Origin of the sequence: Paenibacillus sp. Aloe-11 (genome assembly GCF_000245715.1) — a bacterium.
Lineage (GTDB): Bacteria > Bacillota > Bacilli > Paenibacillales > Paenibacillaceae > Paenibacillus > Paenibacillus kribbensis.
On the sequence record NZ_JH601067.1, the window covers coordinates 206,644 to 219,011 of the forward strand.

Annotated in this window: 10 protein-coding genes and 1 pseudogene; 3 read left to right on the plus strand and 8 right to left on the minus strand. The window is 46.7% G+C overall.

From position 1 onward, the window contains the following. On the minus strand, positions 1-882 hold an 882-nt coding region (locus WG8_RS22075), incomplete at its 3' end, for a LacI family DNA-binding transcriptional regulator (protein WP_007432500.1). A 205-nt stretch (positions 883-1,087) separates the two neighbouring features. Here WG8_RS22075 and WG8_RS22080 point away from each other — a divergent pair. Beyond that, positions 1,088-1,813 carry a DsbA family oxidoreductase gene (locus tag WG8_RS22080; RefSeq protein WP_007432501.1) on the plus strand — a complete coding sequence of 242 codons (726 nt, stop codon included), beginning with the start codon at positions 1,088-1,090 and terminating at the stop codon, positions 1,811-1,813. Between the two features lie 59 nt (positions 1,814-1,872). Here WG8_RS22080 and WG8_RS22085 read toward each other — a convergent pair whose 3' ends face one another. Next, positions 1,873-2,661, minus strand: coding sequence for an SDR family oxidoreductase (locus WG8_RS22085; protein WP_007432502.1), 789 nt, complete (start codon positions 2,659-2,661; stop codon positions 1,873-1,875). A gap of 148 nt (positions 2,662-2,809) precedes the next feature. Further along, positions 2,810-3,781 carry a copper amine oxidase N-terminal domain-containing protein gene (locus WG8_RS22090; protein ID WP_007432503.1) on the minus strand — a complete coding sequence of 324 codons (972 nt, stop codon included), beginning with the start codon at positions 3,779-3,781 and terminating at the stop codon, positions 2,810-2,812. Positions 3,782-4,029: 248 nt separating this feature from the next. Between WG8_RS22090 and WG8_RS22095 the strand changes: the two genes are divergently transcribed. Further along, entirely contained in the window at positions 4,030-4,947 is a 918-nt protein-coding gene (locus tag WG8_RS22095; protein WP_007432504.1) for an AEC family transporter, read from the plus strand. 244 nt (positions 4,948-5,191) lie between these two features. Here the strand turns inward: WG8_RS22095 and WG8_RS22100 are convergent, their stop codons facing one another. From WG8_RS22100 to WG8_RS22110, 3 genes are all read right to left on the minus strand, one after another. Beyond that, entirely contained in the window at positions 5,192-5,656 is a 465-nt protein-coding gene (locus WG8_RS22100) for an SRPBCC family protein (protein ID WP_007432505.1), read from the minus strand. A gap of 247 nt (positions 5,657-5,903) precedes the next feature. Further along, complete coding sequence (locus WG8_RS22105) at positions 5,904-9,083, minus strand: X2-like carbohydrate binding domain-containing protein (protein WP_007432506.1); 3,180 nt, start codon at positions 9,081-9,083, stop codon at positions 5,904-5,906. A gap of 651 nt (positions 9,084-9,734) precedes the next feature. After that, positions 9,735-10,244, minus strand: coding sequence for a GNAT family N-acetyltransferase (locus WG8_RS22110; RefSeq protein WP_007432507.1), 510 nt, complete (start codon positions 10,242-10,244; stop codon positions 9,735-9,737). Positions 10,245-10,358: 114 nt separating this feature from the next. Between WG8_RS22110 and xerS the strand changes: the two genes are divergently transcribed. Continuing rightward, positions 10,359-11,459 (plus strand): tyrosine recombinase XerS, encoded by a 1,101-nt coding sequence (gene xerS, locus WG8_RS22115; RefSeq protein WP_007432508.1) that lies wholly within the window; start codon positions 10,359-10,361, stop codon positions 11,457-11,459. Between the two features lie 4 nt (positions 11,460-11,463). On the opposite strand, the gene mobB is transcribed toward xerS, so the two are convergent. Further along, positions 11,464-12,012, minus strand: coding sequence for a molybdopterin-guanine dinucleotide biosynthesis protein B (gene mobB, locus WG8_RS22120; RefSeq protein WP_007432509.1), 549 nt, complete (start codon positions 12,010-12,012; stop codon positions 11,464-11,466). Next, positions 12,009-12,368: pseudogene (locus tag WG8_RS29060) on the minus strand (gephyrin-like molybdotransferase Glp); the annotation flags it as partial. The gene mobB and the pseudogene WG8_RS29060, both read right to left, overlap by 4 nt.

The window sequence follows — 12,368 nt, forward strand, 5'->3', positions numbered from 1 at the left end:
CCCTGCCGCTTCCCAGCCCATTTCATAAGCAGGCTGGCGAATCGTTGACAAAGGCGGGAACAGCAAGCTGCTTAATGGTATATCATCAAACCCGATAATTTGAACATCATCCGGGATTTTTTTCCCTAATCGATGTGCCTCATGCATCACCGCTGTAGCCACAATATCGTTACTGGCGATAACCCCGTCCGTATCCGGATGCTTGCTGAATAACTCTTTGGCCCACGATTCCGCATCCTTGAACGAAAAGGACGTTGTTTCGACGACATGATAAGTAATATTCAATTGCTGAAGTTCTTCAACCGCTCCACGAAAACGATCCTGCGCCGGACGAATATGTGCGGGACCCTGCAAGACTGTAATTTGTTTGCTGCCACGGGCAACCATTTCCTGAGCCGCCAATCGACCACCATGGGCCCCATCTGCAAATACGGAAAGGCTGTCACTGGAAGTCCGATCGAGAAAAACGACAGGAATTTTCAGCTTGGCATAGCAGTCGGCGTCTGGATCATTGGTAGATGAAATGACTCCAACAACATTATTTTGCGTAAACGTGTCCATGTAATCCAGTTCTTTTTGGCGATCTTCATCGCTGTTGCCAAAAATAATTCGAAAATCATTTTCCTGCATTCGATCCTCCACCCCGCGAGCCAGCAAGGGAAAGTAAGGATTCGTAATATCCGGCAAAAGCAGACCAATTAATCTGGATTTCTTTTTATACAAAGAACGAGCGACCTCGTTAGGCTTGTAATTCAGCTGCTTAACAGCCGCCTCAACCTTCCGGCGTGTGTCCTCATGCACATATCCTGTTTCATTAATAACTCTGGATACGGTCGCTACAGAAACACCTGCAAAGCTGGCGACCTGTTTAATTGTTGTCATAATGTAGTTTCAACTCCAATGTGTAACCGGTTACAGGTATAAAATATCACAGTAATTGTTTTTTGACAAGTATTAAATATTTGCACATTAAACGCCGTGGGCTTATAATCCATATTGTAACCAAATAAGTTTCATCTTTGATACGCATTGTAAAAGTGAGCTGACTCATTTCCGCTTACTCAATAAAACATGGAGGCTTTTCCTTATGAATATTGAAGTTTGGTCTGATTATATGTGCCCGTTCTGTTATATCGGCAAACGCCGTTTGGAACAAGTGCTGCAGCAATTCCCACACCGCGATGAGGTAAAATTAACATTTAAGAGCTTTGAACTGAACCCGGATGCTGTAAAAGATAGCGGCAAAACGATCAATGAAGAGCTGTCAGCTAAATATGGCGTCAGTCTGCAAGAAGCACAAGCGATGAATGACCGTATGAACGAAAATGCACGCTCTGCAGGTTTGGAATACAATATTCACGCGATGGTGCCGACCAACTCTCTTGATGCTCACCGTTTGACACATTGGGCTCAAACACAGGGCAAAATGCTGGAGCTGAGCGAGCGTTTATTCCAGGCTGTCTTTATAGAAGGCAAGCATACCGGCGACCATGAAGTGCTGGCGGCATTGGCTGCCGAGGTTGGTTTGGATCAGAAAGAAGCTGCGGCTATATTGGCCAGTGACCGCTTTACGGATGAGGTTCGTGCCGATGAAGCCGAAGGCGCTGAGTTGGGCGTTCGCGGTGTGCCGTTCTTTGTGTTTGATCGGAAATTTGCGGTTTCGGGCGCTCAGCCGGAGGAAGTGTTCCATGATGCTCTGCAAAAAGCATGGAGCGAACGTTCTCCATTTACGATGGTAAGCGCAGACTCCTCCGAACATGATGCAGGTGGTGTATGTACTGACGACGGTTGTGAAATTCCTCGCCAGAAATAAAACTTCAAAAGAAGCGTGCCTAACAGCCGATGAACTTCGCTGCTGGCACGCTTCTTTATTTATAACGATTTAATCATTCCGCCATCAACAAGAATGGTACTGCCTGTCAAATAGGATGAAGCTGTCGACGCCAGAAAAGCAACGACTTTACCAAACTCCTCAGGCTCCCCATATCGTCCCAACGGAATGCCCTCTTCTGCTTGCCTGCGAACCTGATCTGCCGTCTGGGAAGTTTTCTCTGCCCGAAGCTCGTCCAAGCTGCGAACACGATCTGTTGCAATTCTCCCAGGTGCTACAGTATGTACCAGAATATTGTAAGGAGCTAATTCCATAGACAATGTCTTTGCCAGTCCAGCAACCCCTGTGCGTAGCGTATTCGAGATAATCAGGCCAGGAATCGGCTGCTTCACCGAAGAAGAGGCAATATTTAAAATTCTGCCGCTTTGCTGTTTTTTCATATATGGCAGAGCCTCGCGAATCAACCGGATATGACTAAGTAAATTTTGCTCAAAGGCCTGCAGCCAAACTTCATCCGTAAAGTCATCAAAGGTTCCCGCAGGTGGCCCACCCGCATTGTTAACCAAAATATCGATGGTACCATACAAATCCACTGTGCGGCGGATGGCCTTGGAAATATGCTCTGGTTTCGTTACATCACAAACTACATATTCAACCCGTCCACTCGCTGTTGCCTGTAATTCGGCCTGTGTCCGCTGAAGCTCGGCTTCGTTTCGTCCTGAAATCACGACATTCGCTCCTTCACGCGCCAGTTCCCGTGCGCTTGCCTTGCCAAGCCCTTTACTGGAACCCGCAACAAAGGCAGCCTTTCCCGTTAATCCCAAATCCATGTTTGCCACTTCCTTTTCTCTGTTATCTCAATTTAATTGTACACATGCCGAGCATGTAATGCGAGTAGCCTTTAACACAGATAGAAAAGGCTCTGACGATTTAGTCAAGAGCCTTTTCGCTATTACAAGAATTTGTGTTCACAGCACATTAGGGTGTTGATGTAGGCGTTAATGATGTTGGCTGCTCGTATATGACCACGGACTGGCTCTCAGGCTCCCATTTAACATGGGCTCCCAAGGCCTCTACGATTACCCTTACAGGCACCATTGTCGTCCCGTCCACTATGGATGCCGGCTGCTCGATAGAATACGACCGACCGTTAATATATACGTTGGAGCTGTTAACAATTAATTTGACAGATACGCCGTTACGAGTGACAATAACAGCCTTTTCTTTCGGATCCCAGGCAACCTTCGCATCCAAGGCTTCGGAAGCTGTTCTAAACGGAACTAGTGTAGTTCCATTGCGATTAATCGGTTTGGTGTCGTATTGTTTACCGTTCACGAACAGCTTCATACCTGACTGCCGTCCAGCTTTCTTCGAGAACTCACCTAGCTTTTTGTAGCTGTCCAGATCAGTTACATCAGCCAGCACCGCTTCCTCTTGCATGTAAACAGCATCTGTTAGATTTCCATTTTGGGCCAGCAGATCAGCTGCCTCAGTCAGTGCTTTACCTGAATTCCGGATCGATTCGAGTTCTGCAATCTGCTCCTGAGTCAATCGGTCCGGGTATTTCGTAAGCAGCAGGTTCGCAATAACCGCTCCTGCCGGCTTATCCTTCGTATTTTCTACCGCATTAAGCAGACCCTTGTACCCGTTGTGTCCCTTGTGACCTTTGAACTCCCCGTATGTATCATACGTTACTGCAGTTACTGCAGCAGGTGCTTCTTCACCCTTTTTGCCAAGTGCTTTATCGTTAGGATTTTTGGACTGATCATTGCCTGAGTCATGCGGTTTGCTTACCTTTTCCCTGCTCTTTTCATTCACGTCTTTAACAGACGTCTTTGCTTCCTGCCTGTTCTCTTGACCATTTCCGCGCCCCTGTTTGGCTGCAGCGGTTCCTGCTGTCAATCCCAAGACTAGTATACACGCTAAAAAGGCTGTCCAAGTGTTTCTCATGATGCAATTCCTCCTTATAGTAAGACCGGGCTCCAATGTCCCTAGATGTATTAACGGCTTCTATAAGCTGATTCTTTATCTTTTTTTAACTAATGGGTGAAACGCCGTGAGAGCTGCAGCGCAGATTGCCAATCCAGTCTAAAATTTTAATATACGCCTGACCGATTTCCACAGTATAATGGAATTTACACATGCATTTTTAAGCATTAGCCCTTACATTCGCATAATAGAAAGAAGATGAAACAGACATGTTTGGCACCATACTTTTGGACGTTGTTTTACCTATTTTTGTACTCATTGGCTTGGGGTGCATCATGCAATATTATTTCCGACTGGATTTGTACACCTTGGCTAAAATCAATTTTTACTACATCACCCCTGCGGTAGTGTTTACGGGACTTTATAATTCGGAAATATCCTTGATGCTCATGGGTGAGGTTTCGCTTTTTTATGCCTTATACATAGCTATTCTGTACGTGATCAGCACAACCGTCGCCCGATCTCTGAAATACAGCCCCGGGATGCGTGGAGCTTTTACAAACAGTGTTATGCTAGATAATTCAGGAAATTATGGTCTGCCAATCAACCAATTGGTGTTTAAGGGTGATCCACTGGCTATTTCCGTTCAAGCTCTGATCATGACCTTTCAAAGCTTTGTTACGTTTACATACGGTACATTTGTTGTACAGAATGGCAAAGCCAATACCCGAAGAATTTTAATTAATTTTTTAAAAATGCCTGTACCCTACGCGCTTGCGCTGGGCTTGCTGCTGAATGTACTTCATACTCCATTGCCCCATTTACTAACTGAGCCTTTGAATTATATCAGCCAGTCGATGGTTGCCGTTGCTCTGCTTACTTTGGGAGCGCAAATTGTGCAATATCCCTTCCGTTTGCGCCGTACAGCCGTGTATATCAGTATGGTACTGCGCCTGATCGCAGGTCCCATAGTCGGTTTTCTGATTGTATCGCTGCTTGGCCTCAAAGGAATTCCGGCTCAGGCACTGCTCATTGCATCCGGTATGCCTACTGGCGTGAATACAAGCATTCTGGCGGAAGAATATAAAAATGAACCTGATTTTGCCGCACAAACGGTATTGCTTTCTACGATTGTGAATGTCATAACGATGACCCTGTTGATTTCCGCCTCCCGGTACCTTGTATGACGGGCATTCCCATCCCACAGTTTAAACGCTTTTCGAACGAGGGCGTTTCTTTTTTTTACTAAATAAAGAACATACGTTCCATTCTACTCCTTCTTTTTCTTATGGTGGATTTGTGTTTTATGGAGATATGAGGCGACAAGAGACGGTTTTTCTATTTTGAATTTTTCATATAGTGAAATAATTACTATAATCTGCAACCGCCTCTTTATACATTAGTAAGACATTTTCTTTTAAAAAACGATTTTTAGCGTTTGACGTGGGCATCCGGCGCTTTATCCGATACGAGATTCAAAACAATATTGTGCTCCAGAAGCGCCTTCAGTCCGCAAAGGACAATTGTAAAGCCCTCCGTTGATACTATGGCTTGCTTTACAATGTCATCACCATCGCCTTTAAATCCGGTGTTGGTAATCGTAACGAGCGTTTCATTCTCCGTCCGGGAAGTAAATATCCATTCGACTGTGGTGCCAAATTCGATGAGGATTCGCTTGTTTTCCTCCACTTCCTTTACCTCTACGTTTGCGGAAACGCCGTACATCTCCCAATCCCATCGAACACGATCTCCCGTTTTTAAGCTCCCGCTGCTTTTGGTGAACCAGAATTTTGTGGTGACCGCAGGGTCGATAAAAGCCTCGAACACCTCTTTTACCGGTTTTCTAATCAACATTTCCGCCTTTGCTGCTGGTTGATGACTTAAGGTTAACTTCATCATTTCATCCTTCCTGTTTGCCTGATGGCTCTCTAGCTTGACACTTTCTTATTTTGCCTCGTTCAAAAGCTGTACATGCACCAAAAAGTTTACCGTCCGAAGCCTGCGATAATGGCTGGACCGCAAAAAGCCAGCTCACTCATTCAGAGTGGCCGGCCTCATTGCAAGCTTTAAACAGATGCAGGACTCGCAAGGCTTATTGCTAGAAAATTAGCCTTATGTGCATCTAAGATATGTCTAACGAGATTTACGGTTCAATTCCCCACTGTTTGCTGCCAGATAAATAAGCGGTAATTTTGCTTGAATCCTTCATGCTGCTTGATGCACTGTCAAAGGAATAATCATCAAGTTGCGAGTAGTTGGTCCAATCCACCTTGGATATCCGGGTTTGCAGCTCGACACTTTGACCAGGCTCTAAATAACCTGCTGTAGATTTAAAGCCGATTTCCGCATAAGTATCCGCTCCTGTTTTTGGATCGGACATCTTTTTAAAGCTGGCGAATACATTGGATGCACCGTAGTTAGACCAATCCGTGAAGAAATTCAGAGCTTTCTCCCCGTTCACGGTAAAATAATAGCGCAGCGTTACATCCGCTAATGAGACGCGAGAAGTGCCTGTGTTAAAGATTTTAATTCTAGGATTAATTGTATTTGTTGTATCCATCAAATTGCCATTGTATGCCTGTACCTTTAGAACGCCCTGCTCTGTTCCAGGCTCAGTGCCTGGGTCCGTACCCGGATCAGTACCGGGATCAGTGCCTGGGTCTGTTCCTGGATCGGTTCCCGGATCAGTACCTGGGTCCGTTCCTGGATCAGTTCCCGGATCACTAGGCGTGTTGTCCTTCACTGTAACGACAAATTGAGCATCGCCACCTGTATTGAAATGGAACGTCAATGATGTGTTTCCTTTTGGAAGTGTGGACAAATACTTACTGGAGAGGATTACCTTTTCGCCGTCGAGTTTATAATCCTCATCTTTCTTTAATACCGTGCTGCCCTGCTGGATTTCATCCAGCGTATTGCCATTCAGTGTAAGCTTGACAGAAATATCAGCATAGCTGCCGTCCGGCCCATAGGTTGCAGCCGTAGGGGTAATCGTGGACTGAGCCGGAGCCTCTTCGCCGCTCAAGCGGTCCGCCACGAGAATTCCACGTCCATTGGTTCCCAGATACGCACGTCCGTATACCCGAGGGTCGCCGATAATCGTCGTCACCCGTGCGTACTGGTGTTCGTCATCATTAATGCGCACCCAGTTCGCGCCGCTATCATCCGAACGGTAAAATCCACGTACACCATCGATTTTGCCGACGATGAATACGGCCGCATTAGTGCGGTTCGGAGCCGCTTTGCCGAAGCCGACAAAGTCTGCTTGCTCAACATTATCCAGCTTGGTGAAGGTGACGCCGGAATCCTTGGAATGCCACAAGCCATAAGACCCTCCATCCTCGGAGCCCCCGGCGAGCCACACGTCTCCTTCCACACCACGGACAGCACCGATATCCGCATTGCCTTGGGATGGCAATCCAGTTGCCGCGGATGCCTTGAAGGAAGCCCCTCCATCCGTGCTCGTATATACTTTTCCGGCTGCAAATGCGTAGTATTTGTTCGGGTTCACCCGGTCAGAGGCGATCTTGGCATTTGCCGGAACACCTGTGCTCGCTGTCCACGAATTACCGGATGTCTTGGAGTAAAATACTCCTTTGTCCGATGTGCTCCAGAGCAAGCTGTTGCCATCAGCAGCTACGGCAATGCTGCCTCCTCCTGCAGTGCCGGAAGGCTCGCTGTTCGCTTTATACCAGTTCGCTCCGCCATCATGGGAGAATCCGATGGATTTGGCATTTGGATCTTTTTTGTAATCCGCCTTGCCAACCCGTGCCATAAAGCCGGGATTTGACTCTGAATAATCTATGCTTTCGCTGCTTGTAAAGGTCGGGTTATCCAGCATTTTAGCTGGAGCCTTGAACAAGTCATCATGTCTAAAGCCGGAGACATCACCGACTCCGCTCACCAAAGGGGCACCGCTTGGAGGACTCACCAGATCCAAAATGGCCGTTTCCTCTATACCCTTGGCTGCCACCGAAATGTCAATCTTTCCACCTTTATCCCAGTTGGTCAGATTTTTGGAGCCATAAATAGTAGCCCCCGTACCATACATCATACGGTCTGAATTGAATGGGTCAATCTCCAGATCGCCGACCATCCAACCAAGCTTCGGAGATACCTCAGGTGGAGCAGGAATCGTATTAAAGGTCAGCCAAGGCGCGGCTGTAATATCCTGATTGTATCTCAGCTTGCGATTTGGATAATATTCGAATTCCCAAATGGGGCTCCAGGTTGCCCCGCTGTCTGTGCTGCGATAAATTTGTGCATCCGGCCACCAGGAATTCAGCGTAGACACCATCAGAGTACCTGGCTTCTGCGCATCCACTGCCAATCCGCCATATCCAAAATAATCGTCCGAACTGCTGCTGGCGACAGGACTTATATCGGTCCATTGCCCGCTGGCGGTATTCAATTTCCACACTTCACCTTTTGTCCCGTCATAAGGGCCAGCTCCATCACTATACGTAATGTACAGATTTCCGTCCGAGGACAAAACACCATGATGCGGCAAATAACCTGTTGGTTGTCCCGCTACAGCAGACCAGGTCTTCCCGCCATCCGTACTGCGGTACACACTTTCCTTCTTATCGGCTACACCCACATAAATCGTCTGAGTCGCTTTGTCGGATGAGCCTGTTTTTTTATCAAATGTAATCCAGGCCAAGCCAATGTTATCACTGGTATACTCATTTGAAGGGTCTTGCACGAAGTCGCCAGGATTCGGGAAGCTGGTCACCTTGCTCCAGGTCACCCCGTAATCATCACTTCTCCACAAACCATTGCCGCTTCGTGCCCCGAAGAACAAAATATTGTTCTTATTCGGGTCAATCGTCAGCCGTTCACCCATCGAACGTCCCGGCATATTACCCCCGATCTTAAAAGGAAGCTTGGTTGTCTGCCACGTATTGCCCCGGTCGGTCGAACGCATAATTTGCCCGTTTTCCTTGTCCCAGGAATTGGTATACGTACCTGTGGCAATATATACCCGATTGGGATCGACAGGGTCGGTGGCCAGCGCGTCTACCCCATTTTTATTCCAGTCATCCCAGCCGACAGAATCCGTCAGCGGAATCCAGCTCTCTTTGGCAGCATCCCAGCGGTAAGCCCCTCCGATATCCGTACGGGCATAAATCAGATCCTTTTCCTTTTCATTAAAAATAATACCGGGCACAAACCCGCCGCCTCCGCCTGTAACTACACTCTTCCAGCTGTACTCATCGCTTGTTGGTGCCGCATGCACCTGCGCTGCCATCCCCGGCCAGGAAGCTCCTGCGATCATGAGCGCCAGACACGCAACTCCTAATTTGCTTTTTGCCTTTTTCAATGAATGCCATCCTCTCTTTCGTTTGAACATACGTCATACCTGCTGTCAAAAATTAGCCAATTCGATCCTCCGTTTCAACTCGTTTCAGCCCACAACTCAAACTGACTTCTTCCGCCTTCACCTCCAATCATGCAATGAAATAATAAAAAGAAGTCACCAATTAAGCCTTTCCTTTCCAAATAAGGGCTTACATTGTGCATCTCATTCAATACATTCGTCATTTTTCTGTTATTTCCTTGTGTAAAAATTCAAGAATATGTAATATTACCTATATAATTTATGTACTTTTACTCCTGCTAAATCGCTCCATTTACCGTTTAATCCATCTGTTTTTTTCTATTTATAATTTTTCATATATTGAAATAATCATTTAATTTTCTTGTTTTTGCATATGTCAAAATTCCTCGATAAATGCCAAAAAACCGCGCATAGCGCGGTTTAAGCGATCTTCGGCCGCAGCTGATGCCCCGGCAGAATTCAATTAATTCCATATTATTACATATACTCAAGCGCTAATGCTAAAAAATGCTGCCTGCCACCAGCAGAGCACGCTCATCGAAATCAAAATGAGGATGGTGATTGACAACAAAAAAAGAGCCGCTGGATCATCGCCTCGACTCTTATTGTTCATAGTATATTATTATGAATTTTTCATGTATTGAAAAACTGACTTATATTCCCTCGTACGGGATGTGTCTGTTCCCTGTAATCCCCGTTCGTATAGCGATCAATCACCTTGCGCCAAAAGGATTGTGCCGGTCTATTCGTGCTCATCTGTGTCACCTTCCAACGCCCGGCAAAACGTCCAAACAGCTCATGAGCTGCCCAGGTTCCGACGCCATTATGCCGATAAGGACGAAGCACAAAAAACTCAGCCATATAGTAGTCAGCCTCCCGATTGCTGGACATTCGGTCAACCAGCGCAAAGCCCACAGGAATATCCTGTCTCCATATTAAAAAAGGCAGCTTCTGTTCGCCACTTGTCCAGTATTGATACAAATCCGGGTAAGCCGGGAATGTACCTTTCTCAGTAACATCAATTCGAAGATAGGCTGTAAAATCATATAAATAAAATTGCATGAGCTGCACAATAATGTCTTTCTGCGACTCTGGTACACTTTTTATGGACAGCTTAAGTTCGGATTTGATATTATACCCCATACTTTCACCTCTCTTGGCGGTTCAGTGCATTCCTTACTTTGGCTACTTCTCATCCAGTACTGTTCAAAATATGTTAAAATACATATATATTATGACCGGACGAGGTGGAACCCAATGAATATACAAAAGATCATCGACCGGCGCAAACTGGATGAAAAAATGCCGGATCTACCGTGGTACGTACAGCAATTTATGGATTACAAGCTTCCCGACCTATCCCCCTCTACCCTTCTGGAATATGTACGGGATTATGAAGCTTTTTTTTCATGGCTTCGCTCGGAAGGCTTGTCTGCCGGAGAAACGAACGCCCAAGTTACGCTGGAAGAACTGGAGACACTTCATATGGACAGCATTACAGGTTTTCGTTTGTTCCTGTCCACTAAACGCGAAGGCTCCAACTCCCGCATTACGATTTCACGCAAGCTATCGTCTCTCCGTTCCCTCTTTCATTATTTAAGCCAGATCGCTGAGGATGAAAATTTTTATCCGTTGCTCAAACGCAACATTATGGCCAAGGTGGAAATCAAGCGCATACATAAACCCAAGGATACAGCCGCCAAGCTCAAGGGAAAAATATTGGAAGAGGAAGAGCTGCTAGAATTTATCGGCTATATTTATGAAGGCTATGGACACGATCTGGCCGACAACAAGCAGGCGCTTTACTCCTATGAGCTGAATAAGGAACGGGATGCCTGTATCGCCAGTCTCATTCTGAACTCGGGTCTGCGCGTGTCCGAAATCGTCAATCTGAACATGGATGATCTGGATCTAAACAATAAATTACTATACGTGTACCGCAAAGGCAATAACGATGAAACGTTTAAAACACCGGTGTATTTCCGCGAGCAGTCCAAGGATGATCTTGTACTCTATTTGTCACTAAGACATACCCGTTACCGTGCTCCAAAAAAAGAAAAAGCTCTCTTTGTAGCACGACCCAACGGCAGCACGGAGGGCAAACGGATGACCAAAAGAGCGATTCAGGCGATGATCATCAAGTACGCCAAACGATTCGGCAAGCCTTACCTGACCGTTCACAAGCTCCGCCATTCGTTTGCCACCGACTATTATTTGCAAAATGATATCTACAAAACCAAGGAACAGCTCGGGCACGCTTCGACAGAAACGACCGAAGTCTATGCCCACCTGACCGACAAAACCATGTCTCAAGCGATTGAACGGCGGCTGGAGTCTCAAGCCGAATCATCCGATTGATGTCTCAGTTTCGTTCATCCGGTACATCTTCACTTTGCTGCTGAATCTGACCAATTAGCCAGCGACCTGCCTGGTCGTTGGCATTGGCAGCAAATATTTGTATCGTTTTGTCCGAATAGTGACCTTGAGCCCATTCCATTTGATGCTTCCAAACCGCTACTCCCTGAACATTTGACAGCGTAGCTGCAAGATGGGCATCTGTTGAATCACGTATCATGACGAGCTTGGGGTAATGCTCCTGCTTAAAGCCTTCAAGCAATACACAGTCATAGGCCTGAAAATGCCGAATCAGTCCGCTGACAGGTCGACTCTGCTCTTCTAAAATGGCTGTTCTTCCAGCTGAAACAATAGCCACGCCTTCGGCACCCGCTTGCCGATGCTTGTATGTATCTGTCCCCTCATGATCCATCTCAAACTCATGCCCATCATGCTTGACCACTGCCACGCGCAGCCCGGAATCCCGCAAATAACGAATCAATCCTCCGAGGAAGGTCGTTTTCCCCGTATTTTTGTAGCCGACGATCTGACACACATACGGCTGCTTCGTATTCACGCTATCTGGCCGCCTTGGAGTATCAATACACGCACCTCTTCTCCAGCACGCAAGCCTTCTGTTGTTGGAGGAACCACGATCAGACAATCACTGTCCTTTATCGTCACCATAACACTGGATTCATCCGCTTGCGCAGGAATGGCATACACTTGACCGTCGCGTATTTCAAGAGAGCTGCGTACAAAACGGGTAAAATTGTTCACCTTCGTATAATCTGCGCCCAGCCGTACCGTCCAGGTTGGCAAATACGGCTGCTCCGAAGACAGCATCATTTGAATGGTAGGTCGCACAAACAGCTCACAGCCTACAAAGCATGCACCGGGATTGCCCGAAAGCGCAAATAGCAGCTTGCCGTC

What these genes read in the sequence shown, in the direction of transcription:
- WG8_RS22080 (WP_007432501.1), top strand. Translation starts at nt 1,088, where the DNA reads ATGAATATTGAAGTTTGGTCTGATTATATGTGCCCGTTCTGTTATATC.
- WG8_RS22085 (WP_007432502.1), bottom strand. Translation starts at nt 2,661, where the DNA reads ATGGATTTGGGATTAACGGGAAAGGCTGCCTTTGTTGCGGGTTCCAGT.
- WG8_RS22090 (WP_007432503.1), bottom strand. Translation starts at nt 3,781, where the DNA reads ATGAGAAACACTTGGACAGCCTTTTTAGCGTGTATACTAGTCTTGGGA.
- WG8_RS22095 (WP_007432504.1), top strand. Translation starts at nt 4,030, where the DNA reads ATGTTTGGCACCATACTTTTGGACGTTGTTTTACCTATTTTTGTACTC.
- WG8_RS22100 (WP_007432505.1), bottom strand. Translation starts at nt 5,656, where the DNA reads ATGAAGTTAACCTTAAGTCATCAACCAGCAGCAAAGGCGGAAATGTTG.
- WG8_RS22110 (WP_007432507.1), bottom strand. Translation starts at nt 10,244, where the DNA reads ATGGGGTATAATATCAAATCCGAACTTAAGCTGTCCATAAAAAGTGTA.
- xerS (WP_007432508.1), top strand. Translation starts at nt 10,359, where the DNA reads ATGAATATACAAAAGATCATCGACCGGCGCAAACTGGATGAAAAAATG.